Annotated in this window: 22 protein-coding genes and 1 tRNA gene; 15 read left to right on the top strand and 8 right to left on the bottom strand. The window is 38.8% G+C overall.

Annotated features, from left to right (window positions below):
- The first annotated feature begins 59 nt into the window (after positions 1-59).
- A complete protein-coding gene (locus tag ACEYX7_RS07355) occupies positions 60-746 on the top strand; it encodes a hypothetical protein (protein WP_374807072.1) in 687 nt (228 codons plus the stop codon).
- Positions 747-941: 195 nt separating this feature from the next.
- Here the strand turns inward: ACEYX7_RS07355 and ACEYX7_RS07350 are convergent.
- Positions 942-1,028 (bottom strand) — tRNA-Leu (locus ACEYX7_RS07350).
- Positions 1,029-1,310: 282 nt separating this feature from the next.
- Between ACEYX7_RS07350 and ACEYX7_RS07345 the strand changes: the two genes are divergently transcribed.
- The 5 genes from ACEYX7_RS07345 (at position 1,311) to ACEYX7_RS07325 (ending at position 5,434) form a co-directional block, all read left to right on the top strand.
- Positions 1,311-1,646 (top strand): hypothetical protein, encoded by a 336-nt coding sequence (locus ACEYX7_RS07345; protein ID WP_374803570.1) that lies wholly within the window; start codon positions 1,311-1,313, stop codon positions 1,644-1,646.
- A gap of 78 nt (positions 1,647-1,724) precedes the next feature.
- Positions 1,725-2,762: a tRNA preQ1(34) S-adenosylmethionine ribosyltransferase-isomerase QueA gene (gene queA / locus ACEYX7_RS07340; protein WP_374803596.1), complete on the top strand. Its 1,038-nt coding sequence runs from the start codon at positions 1,725-1,727 to the stop codon at positions 2,760-2,762.
- 233 nt (positions 2,763-2,995) lie between these two features.
- Complete coding sequence (locus ACEYX7_RS07335; RefSeq protein ID WP_374803568.1) at positions 2,996-4,063, top strand: hypothetical protein; 1,068 nt, start codon at positions 2,996-2,998, stop codon at positions 4,061-4,063.
- A gap of 204 nt (positions 4,064-4,267) precedes the next feature.
- The gene (locus ACEYX7_RS07330) at positions 4,268-4,843 is read left to right on the top strand and encodes a LemA family protein (RefSeq protein WP_374803594.1); all 576 of its coding nucleotides are present in this window, start codon (positions 4,268-4,270) and stop codon (positions 4,841-4,843) included.
- 15 nt (positions 4,844-4,858) lie between these two features.
- Positions 4,859-5,434, top strand: a complete 576-nt coding sequence (locus ACEYX7_RS07325; protein ID WP_374803566.1) for a hypothetical protein — start codon at positions 4,859-4,861, stop codon at positions 5,432-5,434.
- On the opposite strand, the gene ACEYX7_RS07320 is transcribed toward ACEYX7_RS07325, so the two are convergent.
- The 3 genes from ACEYX7_RS07320 to ACEYX7_RS07310 form a co-directional block, all read right to left on the bottom strand.
- Complete coding sequence (locus ACEYX7_RS07320; RefSeq protein WP_374803592.1) at positions 5,385-6,140, bottom strand: LytR/AlgR family response regulator transcription factor; 756 nt, start codon at positions 6,138-6,140, stop codon at positions 5,385-5,387. The genes ACEYX7_RS07325 and ACEYX7_RS07320 overlap by 50 nt on opposite strands.
- Before the next feature lie 138 nt (positions 6,141-6,278).
- Complete coding sequence (locus ACEYX7_RS07315; protein WP_374803564.1) at positions 6,279-7,316, bottom strand: sensor histidine kinase; 1,038 nt, start codon at positions 7,314-7,316, stop codon at positions 6,279-6,281.
- Positions 7,317-7,369: 53 nt separating this feature from the next.
- Positions 7,370-8,050, bottom strand: a complete 681-nt coding sequence (locus tag ACEYX7_RS07310; protein ID WP_374807074.1) for a tetratricopeptide repeat protein — start codon at positions 8,048-8,050, stop codon at positions 7,370-7,372.
- 292 nt (positions 8,051-8,342) lie between these two features.
- Here ACEYX7_RS07310 and argH point away from each other — a divergent pair, with 292 nt between their 5' ends.
- The 4 genes from argH (at position 8,343) to ACEYX7_RS07290 (ending at position 11,676) form a co-directional block, all read left to right on the top strand.
- On the top strand, positions 8,343-9,758 hold the full coding sequence (gene argH / locus ACEYX7_RS07305) for an argininosuccinate lyase (RefSeq protein WP_374807075.1): 1,416 nt from the start codon (positions 8,343-8,345) through the stop codon (positions 9,756-9,758).
- A 131-nt stretch (positions 9,759-9,889) separates the two neighbouring features.
- Complete coding sequence (locus tag ACEYX7_RS07300; protein WP_374803556.1) at positions 9,890-10,975, top strand: GNAT family N-acetyltransferase; 1,086 nt, start codon at positions 9,890-9,892, stop codon at positions 10,973-10,975.
- Between the two features lie 2 nt (positions 10,976-10,977).
- On the top strand, positions 10,978-11,316 hold the full coding sequence (locus ACEYX7_RS07295) for a gamma-glutamylcyclotransferase family protein (protein ID WP_374803554.1): 339 nt from the start codon (positions 10,978-10,980) through the stop codon (positions 11,314-11,316).
- Between the two features lie 90 nt (positions 11,317-11,406).
- Positions 11,407-11,676, top strand: coding sequence for an oxidative damage protection protein (locus tag ACEYX7_RS07290; protein WP_374803552.1), 270 nt, complete (start codon positions 11,407-11,409; stop codon positions 11,674-11,676).
- A 69-nt stretch (positions 11,677-11,745) separates the two neighbouring features.
- On the opposite strand, the gene secF is transcribed toward ACEYX7_RS07290, so the two are convergent.
- The 4 genes from secF to tgt all read right to left on the bottom strand — a co-directional run bounded on the left by secF (position 11,746) and on the right by tgt (position 16,459).
- On the bottom strand, positions 11,746-12,723 hold the full coding sequence (gene secF, locus ACEYX7_RS07285) for a protein translocase subunit SecF (protein WP_374900380.1): 978 nt from the start codon (positions 12,721-12,723) through the stop codon (positions 11,746-11,748).
- A 12-nt stretch (positions 12,724-12,735) separates the two neighbouring features.
- Complete coding sequence (gene secD, locus ACEYX7_RS07280; protein WP_374803548.1) at positions 12,736-14,628, bottom strand: protein translocase subunit SecD; 1,893 nt, start codon at positions 14,626-14,628, stop codon at positions 12,736-12,738.
- A gap of 106 nt (positions 14,629-14,734) precedes the next feature.
- Positions 14,735-15,061 carry a preprotein translocase subunit YajC gene (gene yajC / locus ACEYX7_RS07275; RefSeq protein WP_374803546.1) on the bottom strand — a complete coding sequence of 109 codons (327 nt, stop codon included), beginning with the start codon at positions 15,059-15,061 and terminating at the stop codon, positions 14,735-14,737.
- Positions 15,062-15,334: 273 nt separating this feature from the next.
- Positions 15,335-16,459 (bottom strand): tRNA guanosine(34) transglycosylase Tgt, encoded by a 1,125-nt coding sequence (tgt, locus tag ACEYX7_RS07270; protein WP_374900378.1) that lies wholly within the window; start codon positions 16,457-16,459, stop codon positions 15,335-15,337.
- A gap of 326 nt (positions 16,460-16,785) precedes the next feature.
- Between tgt and hemC the strand changes: the two genes are divergently transcribed.
- The 5 genes from hemC to ACEYX7_RS07245 all read left to right on the top strand — a co-directional run bounded on the left by hemC (position 16,786) and on the right by ACEYX7_RS07245 (position 21,401).
- The gene (hemC, locus tag ACEYX7_RS07265; protein ID WP_374803542.1) at positions 16,786-17,715 is read left to right on the top strand and encodes a hydroxymethylbilane synthase; all 930 of its coding nucleotides are present in this window, start codon (positions 16,786-16,788) and stop codon (positions 17,713-17,715) included.
- A 103-nt stretch (positions 17,716-17,818) separates the two neighbouring features.
- Entirely contained in the window at positions 17,819-18,646 is an 828-nt protein-coding gene (locus ACEYX7_RS07260; RefSeq protein ID WP_374803540.1) for a uroporphyrinogen-III synthase, read from the top strand.
- Positions 18,647-18,664: 18 nt separating this feature from the next.
- On the top strand, positions 18,665-19,687 hold the full coding sequence (locus ACEYX7_RS07255) for a hypothetical protein (protein WP_374900377.1): 1,023 nt from the start codon (positions 18,665-18,667) through the stop codon (positions 19,685-19,687).
- 14 nt (positions 19,688-19,701) lie between these two features.
- A complete protein-coding gene (locus ACEYX7_RS07250) occupies positions 19,702-20,904 on the top strand; it encodes an alpha-amylase family protein (protein WP_374803536.1) in 1,203 nt (400 codons plus the stop codon).
- Positions 20,905-20,939: 35 nt separating this feature from the next.
- Positions 20,940-21,401 (top strand): acyl-CoA thioesterase, encoded by a 462-nt coding sequence (locus ACEYX7_RS07245; RefSeq protein WP_374803534.1) that lies wholly within the window; start codon positions 20,940-20,942, stop codon positions 21,399-21,401.
- Positions 21,402-21,532: the final 131 nt, after the last annotated feature.

Below are 21,532 nucleotides of genomic sequence, written 5' to 3'. Positions count from 1 at the left end.
CCGATGAATCTTTTGCTGCTAATATCTATCTGGCTGCAACAATAATCAATTTGCGTTAATTGTCAACACGCCCTAATTTGTCTGGCTGTCTTGCAACAAATGTGGCGTGGAATGCGGCAGGTTGTAATGCAGAACAATGTGTTAAGTACGAAACATTGCTTGAGGACAAATATATCGCGATTGGTAAACCGAGCCAGCCTATCGCAGGTTACAATAATCCATTGATTTTGATTGGTGAAAAATCAAGTCTAATCATTAGCTTAGATCAATCAGAACAGCAATTATTTGAACAGGTTACACAATCTAATTTGATGCCTTATATGCATATTTCACTTGTCAGTGGTAATGGTAATCCACGAACTTTTTTTATTGATCAAAAAGATAAAAAGATTGAAAATGTAGTTGGACATTCGGGCTTGTTTTTTACTAAACCGATTGAACAATTTACTGAAAAAGACCGTATTGCTTTAGAGAAACTAGGCTTCAAGCGTGATATGTCTGATTCAGGAAGTGGTAAGGTATTTTATGACAGAGACTTTGATATCAGTATGACTGCTGCAAATGCCATCAATAATCCCAATAGTGTGAATTATCGACTTAAAGACCCATTGGATATGCGATTTGTACGTCAGAAAAACTCAATCGCAGAAGCGTTAATTTTACCAGCTATGATTGTAGATGTGATTACTATGCCAATTCAAATCGCAATCGGTGCAATAGGTGCAATAGGTGCAATTAAAAAATAGATTTGAACATTTGTAGGTCGTTAAACTTGAAAGTTTTAAGTTTTACGGCTTACAAGGTTCTAATGATGATTTTGCAATCATAAATTTTTCGAACAAAATGATATAGGAGGGGTATAGATTAAATGCTTATGGAAAAGTAGATGAATTTAAGCGAGAGAAGGAATATAATTTTATTATTATCACACTATAAAATAGTGGTCCCGAGGGTCGGACTCGAACCGACACGTTCTCTCGAACAGTGGATTTTGAGTCCACCGCGTCTACCAATTTCACCACCTCGGGAAGGTGTATGCAACGTATTTTAAGGATTTTTGCCAGAGAGTCAAGCAAGATTTTATGAAAAATCAAAAAAATGATGTCATTTGTACTAAAAATATTCATTTTAATGTTTTTTGGTATGTTTTTTATACTTTATTCTAATGGTTTATGGAACTTGATAGGGATATGCAGTGCCAGTGAAATAGGTTGTTAAGCCAAATTTTTATGATTACTATAGATAACCGTGCAATTTATGTTCTATATTTCATTTTTAAGCTATAAATTTACTTGAGGTCTTTTAAGAAGATGACTAAACAATTTCCAGACTGTTGTGATTTTATTGCAAAATATGGTTGCGATAGCATTATGACCGCTGATTTTGCTCAATGTACAACCTTCCAATACTTGGATAAGAAATTAGTATTACTCACTGATTCATATGATTATATTGATGTTAAATTATTTTTAAATGATAATTTAATCACGCATGTTTATGATGAGGGTATAGAAAGAATAGTCTTGTTAGATGATAAAGTTCAAGTTTTCTTCAAAAATCCAATTGCTTTGTTTGATCAAAAAATATTTGAAATCGTCATCAATCCACACTTCATGGTCAATTCTATAACGATGCGTTCTGATTAAATATGCTGTTAGTGTTGTAAATAAACTTATGCTATGCTTAAGTCTGTAAATAACCCCAATTTTGATAATGATTTTATGATGCAACTTTCTGATTTTTCTTATGATTTACCTGAGCATTTGATTGCTGCTTATCCATTGCCTGAGCGTAGTGCATCTCGCTTATTATGTCTCGATGCACAGGGTCAATGCCATGATCGCCAATTTAAAGATATTGTCGATTTATTTGATGCAGGCGATGTGTTGGTATTGAATGATACCAAAGTGATGAAAGCTCGACTAAAAGGACAGCGTGCATCAGGCGGAAAATTGGAAGTATTGGTTGAGCGTTTGGTGAATGATTGCACTGCCTATTGCCATATCAAAGCCAGTAATAGCCCAAAAGCCGGCACGGAAATTTTTGTCGGGGCAGACAACATTGCCGCCACAGTACAAGGGCGACATGAAAATTTATTTTTGGTACAATTTTCCCAAGCGGTTTTGCCGATTTTGGAGCAATATGGACAGCTACCGATTCCGCCTTATTTTAATCGTGAAGCCGATGACAGCGACCAAGAACGCTATCAAACCGTATTTCACGACCCTGCCAAGCTTGCCAGTGTCGCCGCACCGACCGCTAGTTTGCATTTTGATGAACAGATTTTACAACGTTTAAAAGATAAAGGTGTACAAATTGCTTTTGTCACTTTGCATGTCGGAGCAGGGACGTTTTTGCCTGTACGTGTCGATGATATTCAGAAACACGTTATGCATAGCGAATGGGGTGAAGTACCTGAAAATACGGTAAAAATCATTCAAAATGCCAAAAATAACGGCAATAAAATCATTTCTGTAGGCACAACCGCAACCCGTGCTTTGGAAAGTGCTGCCCAAGCCCATGATGGCGAGTTACAAGCATGGTCGGGCGATACGCAGATTTTTATTTATCCAAGTTTTCAGTTTAAAGTGATTGATAGATTATTAACCAATTTTCATTTACCTGAATCCACGTTATTGATGTTGGTATCGGCATTATCAACTCGAGAAAATGTATTAAATGCTTATCAATATGCGATTCGCCAACAATATCGCTTTTTTAGTTATGGTGATGCGATGTTGGTCGATCGGATTGATAATTAAAATTTATAGGACTTACGCAAAAATAGTAGAAACGTTCGCCCTGAGCCTGTCGAAGGGTAACGTTTCCTATGGTTCGACAAGCTCACCACGAACGGAAACGTTAAATCTGCGTAAGTCCTAATTTAAAAAAGCAAGGGCGATTTTAATTGGATGATTCAGCTAGATTTATGTTGATAAAAAGCGTAAATTAATATTTAAAGCATTCAGCAAAAGCAAGATATTGAGCGTAAAACATGCCTATAGACAGTCTAAAATCAACATGGCGGTTTCATCGACGTAGTAACCAAAAGGTGTTGGATAATCTTGCCTTATTACAAAGTATTGCCTACAGTGCCAGAGATAAACAAGAGATTTTAGACCGTTTGCATCCATGGCGTGGGGCGACACAGGCATTAAAATTTTATAATCAATTCAGTTATATAATGATTTTGCTGGTGGCAATAAGTATTGTTTTTGTGACGCTGTATTTGGCACATTATGGTATTTTATTGATTATCACATGGTTACTGGGTGGGGCGGCGATTTTATATGCTTATTTTTCTTTAGAATCCAAACAAGATATTCAAAAAACCATTGAGCTATTGGTCGAAAAAGTCTATCAATTACAATATGATATACGTTTTCATCAATTTCCAGATTTAGATAGCAATGTGGTGATGAATCAGCAATATATGCTGACTTTGGTGAAAAATCGGTTTCCCAATCTGAATGAAGGCACGTATGGCAATGAAGTCAGCACCATCGCCGCCACAACATGGCAAGTCGATGGGCATGATTATCCTGTACTATTGTTTAAATATATCAAAAGAGATCGTCGAATCGGTGCAAAAAATGAAAATGGTCAAGAAGCCTATATCGAACGAATTCTTTATGGGGCATGCATATTTGATATGCCAGCCTTGGCATTTGTGGTTGCCAATCAGCGTAAAGATTATGTGCGTTATCCTGTACCATGGCAGAGTAGTGATGTGCAGTTTAATGACCGTTTTAAAGTCTATGGTCAAACCGAAATGGAATTGGCGAAAAACGTCAGCGGACAAGGTTTATTATGCCTTGCTCAAAATTTGACACATATGGATGGTTCGCTGATTTTTCATGAAGAGATGAGCGCTTTTTGTTATTTGAGTAAACAGAATATTTTTCATTGCACCGCACCCGCTAAACCGATACAGAGCATTTCTGAATTACGCGGGGCATTGCGAACCTTGCACGCACCGTTTTATGAGCAGATGCAACAGAGCTTAACGGCAATTATTCGTGGTTTTTCTGATGCAGATTTGCTAAAATCTAAACGACGTTAAAACCGTTTGTTTTAGAAAGTAGACTACTTAACGTGAGTTCGAGATAAATAAAAATGTAATTATCTGATTTTAAGAGTAAATTTAATTCGTACGTAGGGTGCGTCTTACGCACCTTTCAAAAAAAGTATTAAATTGGTGCGTCTTGCGAAACAATGTTTCTCACACCCTACAACTTTAAAATCACGTTATTCAATAATAGGAGTGATAACAATGATTTATGTAATTTTAGTACTCATTGCCGTTTTGGTATTTTGGTTTATTGCCTTACGCAACCGCATTATTACCAATGAAAATGCCACACAACGTGCATGGGCAGATGTGGCAAGCTTTGAGCGTCAAAAAGTCAAGATTTTGGATGACTTACAGCCTTTACTTGACCGTTATGGGGAGTTTGAAAATACCACCATGACTCAAGTCAGTGCTTTGCGTCAAAATATTTTAAACTTAAATCAAGATCGCCAAGACGTGGCTCAATTGGAACAAATTGAGCAACAAACTAAAGATTTGATGCGTGGCATTCATGTGCAAGTGGAAGCCTATCCTGAACTCAAAGCCAATGAACTGTATCAAAAAGTCATGCACGAAATCACCGAACAAAATGAAAATGTTGGTGCTGCAATCAATATCTTTAACCGCAATGTCGAGCAGTTTAATAACGATATTCAAATTTTCCCAAACAGTTTGGTCAATAGTTTGAGCTTGAATCGTAGAGCGATTCGCCCATTCCGTGACCGTGCCGCCAATGAAGCATTCGAATATCGCCCGAATTTTAATAATTGATTTCAAAGGAAAAATATGCCTGATTTCATTGCGTTAGAAAATCAAAAACAGTTACAACAGCAATTACAGGCATTATTGGAAGGGTTAGGGCAGTCCAAAGATTGCCCTGAACTTTTACAATTACTGATTGATTTACAATTAAAAAATCGTCTTATTTTGCGTAAAGGCGTGTATATTTTGCGAGATGATTTAGAAAATATTAAAGTCACTTCTTGTCAGACAAAAATTTATCAAGGTGAAATCGGTAAAAGATTAAAAACTATCAAAATAGACCAGTTGAGCAATATTATGATCTATGCCAACAATGCATTAAAAAATACGGTTTTACCGTTAAATCTAAATTTTGCGATGACTTTGGATGATGTGATGAGAAACTTGGGTATATATCATCAAACCGTGTCACAACATATTGCTGATGACAGTCAAAGTTATACGTGGATATTAGACAATGTACAAGTCAAACTTAGCTTTATGACGAGTAGCCGTCATCCACAACCCAAATTATATGCAATAGAGTATGTATATTTAAAAACTGATCAGACTACAACTGATGCAACATCGCCCGTACTTGAGGTAGGTGACGACGGCTAATGAGAATATGATCGCCTGTTTCTTTGATACGGACGTGATAGTTCCCATCAATGAGGTCTAAAGCTTCAATATAATTTTTATTAATCAATGCATTGCGATGAACTCTAAAGAATTTATCAGCAAATTCTTGTTCTAAATCTTTTAGGGTTTCATCTATCAATACTTGACCTTTTTTATGTCTAAGCAAAACATACTTTTGATCTGCCAGTAAATAATAAATATCATCAATGGCAATCAATTCTACACCACGATGATGACGAGCAGTAATATGTTGGCGTGTTAAATTTTGCTCTTGTGGTTCTGCAACAGCTTGTTCTGATTCATTTTTAGGTAAAACGTGCAATTGTGCTTGGTTTAGTTTAGTCGCTTTTTGCATTGCACCTGCCAAGTCATCTACACTGACAGGTTTAAGTAAATAAGAAATGGCTTGGGTACGGAAAGCCGAAATCGCATATTCATCATAAGCCGTACAAAAAATGATAGCAGGTGGAGTAGGCATTTTGCTGAGCTCTTCAGCGCACGACATTCCATCCAACTCTGGCATACGGATATCTAAAATAATCACATCAGGCTGGAATTCTGCGACCAATAATAAAGCTTGGCGACCAGTACTGGCTTGAGCGACCACTTGATGTCCCAAGTGATTCAACAAGCGTAATAATCTTTCTCTTGCTAGGTGTTCATCATCACAAATGATAACACGCATTGGATTATTGCTGTGATAGCCTTCAGTCATCGCTCTAAACTCAAAAATTCAAACCTTAATTTTGTGTGATAAATTTAACATATTTTTAGTTTCTTGCCTATTTTTTATGCCTAATATTTATAACGATTGCTTTGTATTTTATCGATATTGATAAGATAACATCACCGTGAATACACCATCTTGTGATGAAGCATTAAAATGCAGACTGTCTTCATAATAAACCATCAAACGTTGTCTAACATTATCGAGTGCCATACCATGCCCAGTACGTTTGTTGGCTTTGACTTGATAAGTATTGGTGACCACAATATCTACTGATTTATCTTTAATTCCAATGTAAATGCTGACCACGCCAGATTCTGACATTGATTCTGCACCGTGATAAATGGCATTTTCTAATAAAGGTTGTAAGGTCAGCAATGGAATATGTACCTGCTCAAGGCGATTTTCCCCATCAATTCGCCATTTTACTTGCAAACGTTCACCCAAACGTACTTGTTCAATTTTTAAATAACGCTGACACAAACTCACTTCTTCCGCTAGGCTGACTTCTTTTAATTCGGTAAGACTGGCTCGAAATAATCTTGATAAATCAATCAATAACTGTTCGGCTTTAAATGGGTCAATCGCAATCAAACTGACCACACTATTTAAGCTATTAAATAAAAAATGTGGCTGAATACGGGCTTGTAAGGCTTGTACTTTTGCTAATAATTCAGCACGTTGCTGTACGATCCATTGCTCTCGCAAATATAAATATCGAATAGAAATCAAGCCAGCACCACCACCCAATAGTAAATGCCTTGAGCTATTTTTAAATAAATCACTGATGTCAAAAGGTGTTTGATTGAGTTGGCTAACTATTGCAAATGCATTCAATGCCACATTGCTTAAAAACAAAATAAATAATAATACATAAAAGCAAAACATCATCGCCACATATTTGTGCATACGGCGTAAATGTGGTTGTAAATAATTGGATACGCAAGCAAAACTGACCGCAACCCATGTCGCAAAAAGCATGTAACCCAGTACGGTCAATGCCTCTAACTCAGATATATGTGGACGGCTTGCGATAGCAAGCACTACCGCAAAAATATTACTAGAAATTATCAGCTCTAGCCAATGACGCCAATCATTCTGAGCTAAAGTGGGTTCATCGATGGTATCGGGCATAATTTAATATAGATTATCAATCATATTATGATTATAAACCAAAAGCCATCGCATCAGTGAAAATCAATTTTTTGCAATAATTCTTTAGCACCTTGATGCCCTTGAGCAGCCGCTCTTTTCCACCAGTATTCGGCTTGAACGCGATTATCTTTGATATTCCAATCCGATTGATAATAATAATTGCCTAGATTAAATTCGGCACTGGCTTCACCTTGCTCGGCAGCCAAGCTATACCAATACTTTGCCTGTTGTCGATCTTTTGCCACACCTAAGCCTTTATCATATAAAATACCGAGATTATTTTGTGCACTGGCATTACCTTGTACAGCTGCCAATTGATAATATTTGCGAGCCAAAGCCAAATCTTTTGTACCACCCAAAGCATATTGCGATAAATAATAACTTTTAGATTGCAAGAACCAATAAAATGATTTTTCAAGATTCGGCTGACCGTCTATTTCGCCTTCTTGATATAAAATCGCCAAATTATATTGAGCAAAAGTATGTCCTTTTTCAGCGGCTTTTTGCCAATATTTTTTGACCTTACTCATGTCTTTTGCAACATGTTCACCACGAAAATATTCCGCCCCAACATCATATAAAACATAAGGATTATCTGGATAATCACGTTCCATCTGCTGAACTTTTTCATCGGTCATCATATCGGTTTTGCGACCTTCATCATCGATATAAATACTCGGTGCAGCCCAGACATAACCACTTGATAAAGCCATACTGAGACATAATCCGAGTAGCGATTTTTTGAAGTAGCTTTTTAAATTTATTGTTTGGGTAAAATCATACATTGCAATTGTCCTGATGTAATTATTTTCACTGTGCTTAACATAAACCTTTGTAAAGTAATGTCTAGTCGCAAAATATCCATACACGACAAAAAATCATCTTTTCTACCTTACGTGTAAGAATCATAAAGTTTGTTATTATTTTTTCAGCATTTTTTTGCCCATCAAAAACATCTATCTGTTATACTCAAAGCCTTTATAACAGACAGCTTTGGGATAAGATATGGCAAACGCACAAAATCAATCACAACACACTTCAGGCATGTGGGGCGGACGTTTTAGCGAAGCAACAGACGCTTTTGTGGCAGAGTTTACCGCATCAGTGCAATTTGACCAGCGTTTTTACGCACAAGATATTGCTGGCTCAATTGCCCACGCCACCATGCTTGCCAAAGTGGGCATTTTAACCACACAAGAACGTGATGATATTATTCAAGGTTTAACACAAATCAAAAAAGATATCGAAAACGGCAATTTTGAATGGCGTATCGACCTTGAAGATGTGCATATGAATATCGAGCATCACTTGACCGAACGCATTGGTATTACAGGTAAAAAACTACACACAGGACGTAGCCGTAACGACCAAGTGGCGACCGATATTCGTCTTTATTTGCGTGATGAAATTGATGCGATTTTGGCATTATTACAACGTTTACAAACCGGTATTTTAAACCTTGCTGAAAACAATAGCGATACCATCATGCCTGGTTTTACCCATTTACAAACCGCTCAGCCTGTGACGTTTGGACATCATTTATTGGCATGGTTTGAAATGTTATTGCGTGACAGCGAACGTTTGATTGATTGCCGTAAACGTGTCAATCGTATGCCGCTTGGCTCGGCTGCTTTGGCGGGTACAACTTATCCTATCGACCGTGCTTATACTGCGGAATTATTAGGCTTTGAAGCGGTATGCGAAAATTCGCTAGATGGCGTATCGGATCGTGATTTTGCCATTGAGTTTAATGCTGCTGCGTCATTGATTATGATGCACTTATCACGTATGTCGGAAGAATTGATTTTATGGACATCAGCACAGTTTAAATTTGTACAAATCCCAGACCGTTTTTGTACAGGTTCGAGCATCATGCCACAAAAGAAAAATCCAGATGTGCCAGAGTTGGTACGTGGTAAATCAGGACGTGTATTTGGCGATTTAATTAGTCTATTAACATTGATGAAAGGGCAACCACTTGCCTATAACAAAGACAACCAAGAAGACAAAGAGCCGTTATTTGATGCCATTGATACGGTGCGTGGCAGTTTGATGGCATTTGCTGATATGATTCCTGCACTTGTTCCAAATATTGCGGAAATGCGTGAAGCGGCATTGCGTGGTTTTTCTACTGCGACCGATTTGGCGGATTATTTGGTGAAAAAAGGCGTTGCATTCCGTGATGCCCATGAAATCGTCGGTAAAGCCGTGGCTTTGGGCGTGGCAGAGGATAAAGACTTGTCAGAACTGACCCTTCCCCAATTACAGCAATTCTCAAGCTTGATTGAGCAAGATGTATTTGAAAAAGCCTTAACGCTTGAAGCATCAGTCACTGCCCGTAATCACTTGGGGGGTACAGCACCACAGCAAGTCAAAGCAGCGGTGGTGCGTGGACGTGAGCGTATGCAAGCTTTAGGCTAATTGCTGCAAATATCAGTATAAGGATTTGATATGTCGATTTATGATTATCTCGTAAATCATGATAAACGGCATATCATTTCTTTTTGCAATGTGCCAGTATCTACAATCATAATTCACAAGGATAGTAAACCATGTTCAGCCGCAAAATTGACGATGAGTTATCACTCGCCCTACCACAAATAAGTTTTCAAAAAGACTACTTTAGAATTATTGATAGCCAAAGACCGTATTTTGGTGAATGGTTATCATGGGTCGCAAGCTATACCGAAGAAAATTCGCATAGCTTTGCTTCACGAAGTCTGCACGGTTATGCAGATGGTAAACAGATGAATTGCACAATTATTTATCACGGTGAAGTAGTCGGTAATGTCAGCTTTAACACCATTAACCATGACCTTAAAAAGGTGGAAATTGGTTACTGGCTATCGCAAGATTATCAAGGCAAAGGCATCATGACTCGTGCTGTCAAAGCCATGTTAAAAATTGCTAAAGATGAGCTAGGGATGCAAGTTGCTACTATCCAAGCCTCTGAAGGCAATCTACCTAGCCGTGCGATACCTGAACGCTTAGGCTTTAGCTTTGATGGCACGATCAAAAATGCCGTATTGGTCAATGGTAAAATCTTTAACCATGCGATTTATAGCTTAGATTTGATCAATCACGCTAGAAATGAGAAAAATAAAATGTTTAGTCGAAAAATTGATGATGACTTATCACTTGCTTTAGTTTCACCAAGTTTTGCCAAGGACTATTGGCGAATTGTCAGCCAACAAAAGACATATTTAGGGCAATGGCTACCTTGGGTCGCCGAAATGGACGGTGAAAAACCGTTTGTCGATTTTGCTAAAGCCATGCTTCATAAATATGCTGATGGCGAGAATCTTACCTGTGCGATTTTTTATCAAGGTGAATTGGTGGTCAATATCAGCTTTAATACCATTGACCATGAACTCAAAAAAGTGCAAATCGGCTACTGGCTATCGCAAGATTATCAAGGCAAGGGCATCATGACCCGTGCAGTGAGTGCTATGTTAAAGATTGCGAAAGAAAACTATGCCATACAAATTGCAGATATTCGTGCGGCGATAGATAATTTATCCAGCCGTGCCGTTCCAGAGCGTTTAGGCTTTAGTTTTGATGGGATTATCAAAAACGGTGAACTGGTCGATGGTCGAATTCTTGATCATGCGGTTTATACTTTAAAATTGGGAGACTAATCATGCAAAAACTATTTTCTTACGGCACATTGCAACAAGAAAATGTACAACTGGCAACATTTGGACGTAAATTGACTGGTCAAGCGGATTGTCTGCTTGGCTATCGTTTGGGTGAAGTGGAAATTTTAGATGCGGATGTGATTGCCAAAAGTGGTAAAATATTTCATCCCATGTTAATCAAAACCGAACAGCCAAGCGACCAAGTTCATGGTATAATTTTCGACATCACTGATGATGAATTAGCCCAAGCTGATGCCTATGAAGTTGATGCTTATGTACGTGTTGCTGCGACGTTCCAGTCGGGTCAAGTGGCTTGGATTTATGCTGATGCCAATGCTTAATGCTTGAAGATATTCAGTTTTCAATTATTGCTCGTACATCATGCTAATTTATTATTTTTTAAATTTAGTCTTTTGAGAAAGGTCACTGCCATGAACACCGTATTTTGCCGTAAATATCAAGAAGAGTTAGAGGCGTTGGATTTTGCACCGTTTCCAGGAGCAAAGGGACAAGAATATTTAACCACGATTTCAAAAAAAGCATGGCAAGCATGGCTACAACACCAAACCACTTTAATTAATGAAAAGCGTTTAAACGTCTTTGAACCTGAAGCGAAAAAGTTTTTGGAAGAACAACGTGAAAAGTTTTTTGATAATGATACCAGCTTAGAAAAAGCGGAAGGTTTTGTAGAAAAAAACTGATGATTTAAAATCACAAAAAAATAAAGAGCAGACGAACTGCTCTTTATTTTTATCCAAAATCTATAGAAATTAAGGAATCTGAACTTCTTCTTCACCTTCAAATTCTGGCTTGACTTGTACCACAAAGCTTTGACGGTCTAGACCACGCCACAAGGCGTAAGCCGTTGCAATATAAATCGATGAATAGGTACCGACAAATACCCCAATAAACATCGCCACCGAGAACCAACGTAGACCATCACCGCCCATCACCATCATTGCTACAACCACCAAAAGCAAGGTCATCGATGTATGGATGGTACGACGTAAAGTCTCGGTCAGAGAGATATTAATCACATCTCTTGGTGTGACGTCACGAATCTTACGGAAGTTTTCACGGATACGGTCAGATACCACAATATTATCATTCAATGAGAAACCAATCACCGCCAACAATGCTGCTAATACAGTCAAGTCAAACGGCCATTGGAACAAGGCATAAAAGCCCAAAATCATAATAATATCATGGAATAAGGACAATACTGCACCTACTGCCAATTTAAACTCAAAGCGAATGGTGACATAAATCAACATCAGCACCAATGCCAATGCCAACGCACCGCCTGAACGCGTAAACAAGTCTTTACCCACTTGTGAGCCGACCGAATCAACTTTACTCACCTTGACAGGGTTATTTGGCAGAGTAACGGCTTTTTCGATTTGGGCTTGTACGTTTTCCATACTTGCACCATCTTCTGCTGCCGTACGCACGATCAAATCACGTTCACCGCCCAAGTTTTGCACTACAGGTTCTTTAAATCCTGCTTGTATTAAGGCTTGTTGTACATCTGTGGCTTTCACCCCTTGCTCATAGTTGAGTTCAGCTGAAATACCACCAGTAAAATCCAAACCTAGATTTAGACCTTTGGTTGCCAAGAAGAATACACTCACAATAGATAAGATAATTGACAATATGGCTGCTGGCTTTGCCACTTTCATAAAGTCAATGACTTTCTCATCATCTGAGCGACCGTAGGATTTCTCATTCGGCGTCATTTCTGTTGTCATGATGCTTACTCCTTAGATGCTCAATGATTTGAGATTACGGCGTTTGCCATAAACCAATTGTACAATCGCACGGGTGACAGTGATTGCCGTAAACATTGAGCAGACAATACCAATCATCAGTGCCACAGCAAAGCCTTTGATCGCACCTGTACCGATAGCAAACAAGATTGCTGCAACGATAAAAGTGGTCAAGTTTGAGTCAAAAATCGTGGTGTAGGCACGGTCATAACCTGCCACAATGGCCTGTTTGGGCGATGCTCCCCATTTGATTTCTTCTCGTATACGTTCACAGATCAAGACGTTGGCATCGACTGCCATACCGATGGTAATCACGATACCTGCAATACCAGGTAAGGTCAGTGCTGCACCCATGATCGATAAAATCGCAATGGTCATTGCCAAGTTCATCACCAGAGCAATATTGGCAATCAAACCGAATAAGCGGAAGAATACCACCATCCACAGAGCGACCAAAGCAAAACCGACTTGAGTAGAAAGCATACCTTTGTCAATGTTATCTTGACCTAAGCTTGGCCCTACTACACGTTCTTCCACAAAATACATCGGCGCAGCCAATGCACCTGCACGAAGCATTAATGCCAATTCATTGGCTTCTTGTGGTGAGTCTAGACCAGTAATACGGAATGATGAACCTAATACTGCTTGAATCGTTGCACGGTTAATCACATGTGCTTCGGTATAAGGTGTACGCACTTCAGTCAATGCACCTGTGGTTGCATCAGGCACTGAGCTAATACGTTGTTTATGCTCAATAAACAATACCGCCATCTGCTTGCCGACCGCAGTACGTGTTGCGTCTGACATCAATTTACCGCCAGCACTGTCGAGCTGAATATTCACTTCAGCACCGCCACCACCTTGTTGATCAAAGCCTGCTTGAGCATTTTGTACACGCTCACCTGTCAAGATGCGTTGACGCTCAAGCAAGACTTTATCACCGCTACCGACTGCACCAAAGTCAAACGCTTCTGTACCAGCTGGCACAGTCGCACTGTTCGGATCAAAAGTAGCTGCTTGTGGAGATACTAAACGGAATTCCAAATTGGCTGTACGTCCCAAGACACGTTTTGCTTCAGCAGTGTCTTGTACACCAGGTAAATCCACCACGATACGATTGGTACCCTGACGTTGTACGATGGCTTCAGTCACACCCAATTCAGTAATACGGTTACGCAAAGTCGTTAAGTTTTGCTCAATGGCATAGCTTTCGATTTCTAAGCGACGTGGTTCACTGTATGTCAGATTTAAAGTACTACCTGCAGTAGTTGCCTGAGCTTGCTGTGTCCATTCATTGCCATTACGACGCAAAAAGTCCATGGCACGACCACGGTCATCGTTGTTGGCGAACTGAATAGTAATCACATTATTATTCAAACTAAGCTGATTGAATGGAATGTTGTTTTCACGCAATTGACGACGGATATCGACACTTGATGTGTCCATACGCTGTGCAATCGCTTTGTTCATATCCACTTCAAGCAAGAAATGCACGCCACCACGTAAGTCCAAGCCTAATTTTACTGGCTTAGCACGTAACTTTTGCAACCATGCTGGTGTAGTAGGTGCTAAGTTGAGTGCAACGACATAGTTTTCACCCAAGTCACGGCGTAATACTTCTTGTGCTTTGAGCTGAGTTTCGGCTTTATCATCACTGATACGCAATAAGGCAGCGTTATTAGTAAAACTGTTGTTATGCGTTTGAATTTGTGATTGCTGTAGTGCTTGTTCGGCACGTTGAAGTACCGTATTGTCTATGGTCGTACCTGCTTTTGCACCAGAGATTTGAACCGCATGTTCATCTGGATAAAGGCTAGGTAACGCATAGAGGGTACTGAGTGCCAATACAAAAATGATTAGCACATATTTCCATGCAGGATAACGCATTGTTCGTCTTCTTTATTCACAAAGATTTAAACGCTTGTTGATTGCCCAATTCAATTTAAGCAAATTTCTAATTAAAAAATAAATAGACAACAAGCGATCATAAAAATTACAGATTATTCAGTGTGCCTTCTGGCAAAATTGAAATCACTGATGCACGTTGGATTTTGACTTCATTACCACGACCCAGTTCAACCACAGCAAATTCACCATCAATTTTGGTGATTTTACCCATCAAACCGCCAGCAAAAACCACTTCACTACCGACACTCAAACTATCAACCAATGCACGATGTTCTTTCATACGTTTTTGTTGTGGGCGAATCAGCATGAAATAAAACATTGCCAACATCACCGCAATCATTACAAATGACATCCAAGGGCTTTGGGCTGGAGGGGCGTCTGCCGCATAAGCGGTCGCGATAAATAAGCTCATAAAATTTTCCTGTTACAAAAAAATTTAAAAAATTGCTGATATTTTAGCATAGATTTAGCTTTATATGGCATAACACAACATTATTCAATAACATTCCCTGAAATTAACTGATAATAAATGCGATTTAAAATATAATAGATTGATTTATATTTATTTTTAGTATAAATAAATACAGCGATAAATTGCACAAATTACCAAAAAATGTACAATTTACAGCCAATAAAAGCAAGCCAATTTTAACTCTAGGGCATGAAATTGCCTTTTAAATCACCATTATTCTGGGCATTCAGGCACATCCAAACCACGACGTGCATAAAAATCAGCCACAAATTCATCAAATGTGCCTGCATCCAAGGCATCACGCATCATCTTGGTCAGACGTTGATAATAACGCAAATTGTGAATAGTACCCAGCATCGATGCCAACATTTCACCGCATTTTTCCAAATGATGTAAATAAGAACGGCTGAAATTTTGGCAAGTATAACAGTCGCATTCTGCATCTAATGGACCTTGATCATGACGATATTGGCTATTGCGAATACGTACCACGCCATTAGTGGTGAAATAATGCCCATTTCGAGCATTGCGGGTTGGCATGACACAGTCAAACATATCAATACCACGGCGTACTGCTTCGACGATATCTTCAGGCTTACCGACACCCATCAAATAACGTGGCTTATCGGCAGGCATTTTGTTCGGTACATGATTGAGAATTTTAATCATTTCTTCTTTCGGTTCACCGACCGACAAACCGCCAATCGCATAACCATCAAAGCCAATATCCAATAAGCCATTCAGCGATTCATCACGCAAATGCTCGTACATACCGCCTTGGATAATACCAAATAAAGCATTATGATTTTCTAATTTTTCGTGTTCATCTTTACAGCGTTTTGCCCAACGCAAAGACAATTGTAATGATGATTGTGCTTCTTGCTCTGTCGCGGGATAAGGCGTACATTCGTCAAAAATCATCACAATGTCAGAATTCAATACTTGTTGAATTTGCATCGAAATTTCAGGTGATAAAAATACTTTTGAACCGTCAATCGGTGAACGAAACGTCACGCCTTCTTCTTTAATTTTACGCATCGCCCCCAAGCTAAACACTTGGAAACCGCCCGAATCGGTCAAAATCGGCTTATTCCATTTGACAAAATCATGCAAACCGCCATGTTCTTTAATCACTTCCAAACCAGGGCGTAAATATAAATGGAAAGTATTACCCAAGATAATATCTGCACCAATCGCTTCAATATCTCTTGGCAACATGCCTTTGACTGTGCCGTAAGTCCCGACAGGCATAAATGCAGGCGTATCGACTGTGCCGTGAGCCAAAGTCAAACGTCCACGACGAGCACGCCCACTTTGGGCTAAATGTTCAAATTTCATGATTCACCTATGCGAAAAAACAGTTCGCGGGTTAAGTTTACTTAAAATAAAAATAGAGTTCTATTTTGCTTGATTTTACATGGTTTTACCAGTGATTTTATCTATGTATGGACTGGGTTAAGCAATACATCTATGACACATCAAACACCAAATCTGTATGCTCAACCCAAATATGATGACAACAATATCCAACAATCGTTGCGGAGAGGGTCGATAATTCTTGAGTAATCCGTGATGTGCTTAACGATTATATACAAATAGACTTGATTTTTTGTGTAATATCGTCAAGGCTATACACAAGATAAAACGCATAGAGAGTTTAAACAATGAGTTCGACACTAAAAATCGCCACTCGCCAAAGCCCATTGGCTTTATGGCAAGCAGAATATATCCAACAGCGTTTACAGCAACAGCATCCTGATTTACAGGTGGAATTGGTCACTTTCGTTACACAAGGTGATAAAATTTTGGATACGCCATTGGCGAAAATTGGTGGAAAAGGCTTATTTGTTAAAGAATTAGAAAATGCTTTATTGGATGGTCGTGCAGATCTCGCTGTACATTCTATGAAAGATGTCCCAATGCAGTTGCCTGAAGGTTTAGAATTGGCAGTGATTTGTGAGCGTGAAAATCCTTTTGATGCCTTTGTGTCCAATACATATGCTCATTTTGATGATTTACCCCAAGGTGCAAAAGTAGGTACATCGAGTTTACGTCGTCGTTGTCAGCTTTTGGCTCAGCGTCCTGATCTTACCGTACTGGATTTGCGTGGCAATGTCGGTACACGCTTAGCAAAGTTGGACGCAGGTGAATATGATGCGATTATTCTTGCCAGTGCAGGTCTGATTCGCTTGGGTTTACAAGAACGTATTCGCCATACTATTGATGGTAAGATTAGCTTGCCAGCAGTTGGGCAAGGTGCTTTGGGTCTGGAATGCCGTATTGATGATCAACGTGTACGTGGTTATATCGACTTTTTAAATGATACCGATACTGCTACATGTGTTCGAGCGGAGCGTGCCTTTAACCGCTATCTTGAAGGCGGTTGCCAAGTACCGATCGCAGGTTTTGCACAAATAAATGGACAGCAACTACACATTGAAGGGCGTGTTGGAGAAATTGACGGACAGCGACTGTTGATTGCCAGTCAAGATGGCGACGCTGAGCAAGCAGAAACTTTGGGCATCATGTTGGCACAGCAATTATTAACCCAAGGTGCAGGTGATATTTTAAAAGCGATTTACTTGGATAAATAATCTTAAAATAAAGACTTGGATAAAATATCATTTTATTCAAGTCATTTTTGTTTTTGTATCAAGTTGTTGCTGTACTTTTTTAAAATATCCAATAAGGTTGAATATGTATTTTATTAATACTCGTCCACAGCAGAATAATCTACCGCTGACACAAGCTTTACAGCAGCTTGGACAGCCTGTGCTTGAGTTACCGTTATTACAGTTACAAGCTCTGCCTTTGGAAGAAAAATTAATTGAGCAGTTTCAACAATTAACCAGCATTGATCTGATTGTGGTGGTGAGTCCGATTGCGGTCGAGATTGGTTTTGCATATTTAAAACGATTATTTACCCACGATTATGAGCTAATACTCAATCGACTACAGCAAATATCTTGGGTTGCAGTGGGTAAAGCCACACAAAAAAAATTACTTGAATATGGCGTATCTAGCATCTCTCCGCAAGTAGAAACATCAGAAGGGATGTTGGACTTGGCTGTATTTGATTTTTTAAATGGTCAGCATGGTGAGATCAAACGGGTCGCAATATGGCGTGGTATCGGTGGACGTACATTATTATTGCAACAGCTACAACAGCATGGCTGTGATGTATTAAATATGTTGTTATATCAGCGTGCAATGCCAGAATATAATATTCAACAATTACAAAAGCTGCTCAATAGCTTGCCTGCACATATTCTTATTAGTAGTGAGCAAAGTTGGCATCATTGGTTACAGCTACAACGAGATTTACAGTCGCAACAATTAATAGCAGACAATATGCAATTATTATGGCAAAATCATTATCTGGTCTTAGGTGAACGAGTAACTCAACGGTTACAAAACGATTATCTACAGCATAGAGTGAAAGGTGTTTTACAATTATCAACATTGCAAACTTTACAAGCAGATGAAATAGTGCAAAAGATAAATGCTTGGCAAGGTGCAGAATAATAAGGTGGTTTAACATTAATGATGCGTTATATTTTGGCGATATTCTTGTTGCTACTCACAGCGATAACCAGCAAAATAAGCTATGATTTATATTATACCGAACGTCAGAATAATCGTATCTTGGTCAGTCAGGTCGAGCAACAGAACTTAGAGATTTTAGCTTTAAAAGACAAACTGGTCGCTGTAAATCAAAGCCAAACCAATAACAGCAACAATAGCTCAGCTACATCATCAGAAGATAAGGCATTGCTTTCCGCAACACAGCATCAGACTTTTGATGAACAGCAACGTGTGCAACAATATCAATGGGTGCAAGATCGATTGTTATTTATTGATAGTTTAATTAAACAACAAAAACTAGATATTGCATTATTACAAATGATTAGTTTGCGAGAAGATTTGAGTGAGCATCCTCGTCTTGCACAAAGTTTAAATCAAGCCATGATAGATGCACTGAATAAGGATCAACAACAGTTGGTGGCATTTTTGCAAAAGAATACCAGCCAACAACAAGCATTAAATATATTATTACAACAAGTGCGAATGCAACTTGCACAAAATCCAAGTTTGGATCAAATTCAAAATAGTTCCTCAGAAAGTAGTCAGTGGCATTGGCGAAATTGGTTTAGTATCAGTAAAACTGAGAAAATTCCTGCATTGACCGAGCGTCATCTACAATTTAGATATATTGAATTGTCGTTATTATTGACACAAAATGCATTGTCCTCAGGGCAGTCACAATTTTATCAGCAACAGTTACTTGAAACCATCAGTCGATTAGAAAGTTATCCCGACACATATAGCCAAAATTTAGCGAAGCAGTTACAAGCTGTATTGCAACAACATTTGGCGAATGTAGCCATCCCAACCTTATCAGCATTAAATTTAATGCAAAATCAAACTGCACCGACTACAGACAATCACGCTAATACTCAAAACAATACGCCTACGGTAAACCCTGCTAACCAACTGTCGATGACCAGTAACGTGCCTGCATCAAGCACAGCAAATCCTGCTTCAGATACTGTGTCACACCAGTAAAGGAGAATAGACCTATGAAATTAAGTTTACTCAACTTTATTGTGTTGGCACTGGTTATTATTAGCGTATTTTTATTATTCAGTTTTGGCTATGGTTTTGGCTATGTGTACGCACAGTGGCACGGATGGCAGCTACAAAGTAATATCCTTGTTATTTTGATTTTATATTTTATATTGGCGTTATTGTTACTCGGTTTTAGCTATGCAATCGCCCAATATTTACGCCCAAAACTTTCAAAGTACCGTGTCGCAAAATCTTTTGCACAGTTGCATCCTTATGAGCGAATTGGCATAGTTTGGCTACTACAGGGCGAAAAGCCACTGCCTGATGCAGTATTGCATAATTATCAAGCTTCCGTATTACTCTATCCTTTGGTACAGAGTAAATTATTACTAAAACAAGGGCAATTTGAATCAGCACAACAATTATTACAGCAATATACTTATAACTTATTTGAAATCAGTAAGATTCTCAAAATCGAAATTGCCAAATCGCAACAAGATTATACGGCAATGCGGACACAGTTAGAGTTTTTGAGCGTACAGCCGCTATCGCCTTGGCTACAGCCTATGGCCGACACATATCAGCAACAATTGGCAAATTTATGGCGTGATTATGCCGTGATGCGACCGTGGCAGATTTTTGATGTGAGCTGTGATGTGCATTTTAATGATGTACAGCGTCAAGCGTGGCTTGATGCACTTTGGCAACAGTTTCATCATGCTAGCGAAGAGGAAAAGGCACAGTTTAGTACATGGTTAAATCAACAGCTTGCAGACAAAACCTTGGAGAATTGGTCAGTTGCCAATTTGGTCGGTCTATTGAAAGTCAGCAATGAATTTAATGAATTTGATGATTTTAGTCTATATACAAGCCAACAAATTCTAAGCAAAAGCTTTATTCCCAATAATATCTATATTTGGTTGGCACAGTCATTTAAACTTTTGGCACAGCAAAATGACGAGCAGCAACAGCACACTTTGATTGCGATGCAACAACAGCTGGAAATATGGCAAAATCTTGCAATTACACAACCGAGTTATGCATTCGCTGAATGGTATATTCAAGCCAAGCTTGGTAATGTTCAAGATACCCAAATATTATTACAGCGATTCCCACAGCATCAGCATATTATTTATTTGCATTTGCAACAGTCTTTGCAAGACCGATCTGAGCTATTGCCTTATTTGTTACAGTTATTGAAACTGTATGAATAATTTATTTTTAACGTGATAAAGAGAGAGCAACAAACATGTCGAATATAACACACAGTGGCGATAAACACGCGGCTATCGCAGCAGACTTTGCAGTAATACATAACCAAGTCGTTGCATGGGGTGATATGGATGCGTTTGGACATGTCAATAATGTCGATTATTATCGCTATATCGAAAATGCACGTTTGGCTTATTATGAAGCATTGGGTTTGAAGCTTGATGATGTGATCACTGTGATTTTGTCTAGTCAGTGTCGTTATATCAAGGCAGTTGTTTATCCTGACACACTGTATATCGGTGCAAAAACAGTGAAGCTTGGTACATCATCCTTTGTGATGAATTATAGTTTATATAGCACAGCACAGCAGGATCTTGTCGCAACTGGTGAAGCGGTGATTGTCACGTTGGACGCGCAGCAACAAAAGATCGCTATTCCGCAAGCACTAAGAGAAAAAATCATCGCTTTAGAAAGTAAGGTTGCAAATCATTTATCTTAATCAATGGGCGGTGGTGGCGTGTAATATATTTCAAATATTACTGATGTAAAATAATACAAGATATAGCAAAAGAAAAATAAAATTGGTACAATATAACTATGGCATACTCACAAGACTACCGACAAATGATA

The sequence above is a fragment of the Hubeiibacter jixunmingi genome (assembly GCF_041928215.1).
Classification (GTDB): Bacteria; Pseudomonadota; Gammaproteobacteria; order Pseudomonadales; family Moraxellaceae; genus Acinetobacter.
Note: the sequence above shows the minus strand (reverse complement) of the source record. Positions and strands in the feature narration are given on the sequence as shown.

Excerpts from the sequence above, each read along its gene's own strand:
- ACEYX7_RS07345 (WP_374803570.1), top strand. The coding sequence starts at position 1,311 with ATGACTAAACAATTTCCAGACTGTTGTGATTTTATTGCAAAATATGGT.
- queA (WP_374803596.1), top strand. The coding sequence starts at position 1,725 with ATGCAACTTTCTGATTTTTCTTATGATTTACCTGAGCATTTGATTGCT.
- ACEYX7_RS07335 (WP_374803568.1), top strand. The coding sequence starts at position 2,996 with ATGCCTATAGACAGTCTAAAATCAACATGGCGGTTTCATCGACGTAGT.
- ACEYX7_RS07325 (WP_374803566.1), top strand. The coding sequence starts at position 4,859 with ATGCCTGATTTCATTGCGTTAGAAAATCAAAAACAGTTACAACAGCAA.
- ACEYX7_RS07320 (WP_374803592.1), bottom strand. The coding sequence starts at position 6,140 with ATGCGTGTTATCATTTGTGATGATGAACACCTAGCAAGAGAAAGATTA.
- ACEYX7_RS07315 (WP_374803564.1), bottom strand. The coding sequence starts at position 7,316 with ATGCCCGATACCATCGATGAACCCACTTTAGCTCAGAATGATTGGCGT.
- ACEYX7_RS07310 (WP_374807074.1), bottom strand. The coding sequence starts at position 8,050 with ATGGCTTTATCAAGTGGTTATGTCTGGGCTGCACCGAGTATTTATATC.
- argH (WP_374807075.1), top strand. The coding sequence starts at position 8,343 with ATGGCAAACGCACAAAATCAATCACAACACACTTCAGGCATGTGGGGC.
- ACEYX7_RS07300 (WP_374803556.1), top strand. The coding sequence starts at position 9,890 with ATGTTCAGCCGCAAAATTGACGATGAGTTATCACTCGCCCTACCACAA.
- ACEYX7_RS07295 (WP_374803554.1), top strand. The coding sequence starts at position 10,978 with ATGCAAAAACTATTTTCTTACGGCACATTGCAACAAGAAAATGTACAA.
- ACEYX7_RS07290 (WP_374803552.1), top strand. The coding sequence starts at position 11,407 with ATGAACACCGTATTTTGCCGTAAATATCAAGAAGAGTTAGAGGCGTTG.
- secF (WP_374900380.1), bottom strand. The coding sequence starts at position 12,723 with ATGACAACAGAAATGACGCCGAATGAGAAATCCTACGGTCGCTCAGAT.
- secD (WP_374803548.1), bottom strand. The coding sequence starts at position 14,628 with ATGCGTTATCCTGCATGGAAATATGTGCTAATCATTTTTGTATTGGCA.
- yajC (WP_374803546.1), bottom strand. The coding sequence starts at position 15,061 with ATGAGCTTATTTATCGCGACCGCTTATGCGGCAGACGCCCCTCCAGCC.
- tgt (WP_374900378.1), bottom strand. The coding sequence starts at position 16,459 with ATGAAATTTGAACATTTAGCCCAAAGTGGGCGTGCTCGTCGTGGACGT.
- hemC (WP_374803542.1), top strand. The coding sequence starts at position 16,786 with ATGAGTTCGACACTAAAAATCGCCACTCGCCAAAGCCCATTGGCTTTA.
- ACEYX7_RS07260 (WP_374803540.1), top strand. The coding sequence starts at position 17,819 with ATGTATTTTATTAATACTCGTCCACAGCAGAATAATCTACCGCTGACA.
- ACEYX7_RS07255 (WP_374900377.1), top strand. The coding sequence starts at position 18,665 with ATGATGCGTTATATTTTGGCGATATTCTTGTTGCTACTCACAGCGATA.
- ACEYX7_RS07250 (WP_374803536.1), top strand. The coding sequence starts at position 19,702 with ATGAAATTAAGTTTACTCAACTTTATTGTGTTGGCACTGGTTATTATT.
- ACEYX7_RS07245 (WP_374803534.1), top strand. The coding sequence starts at position 20,940 with ATGTCGAATATAACACACAGTGGCGATAAACACGCGGCTATCGCAGCA.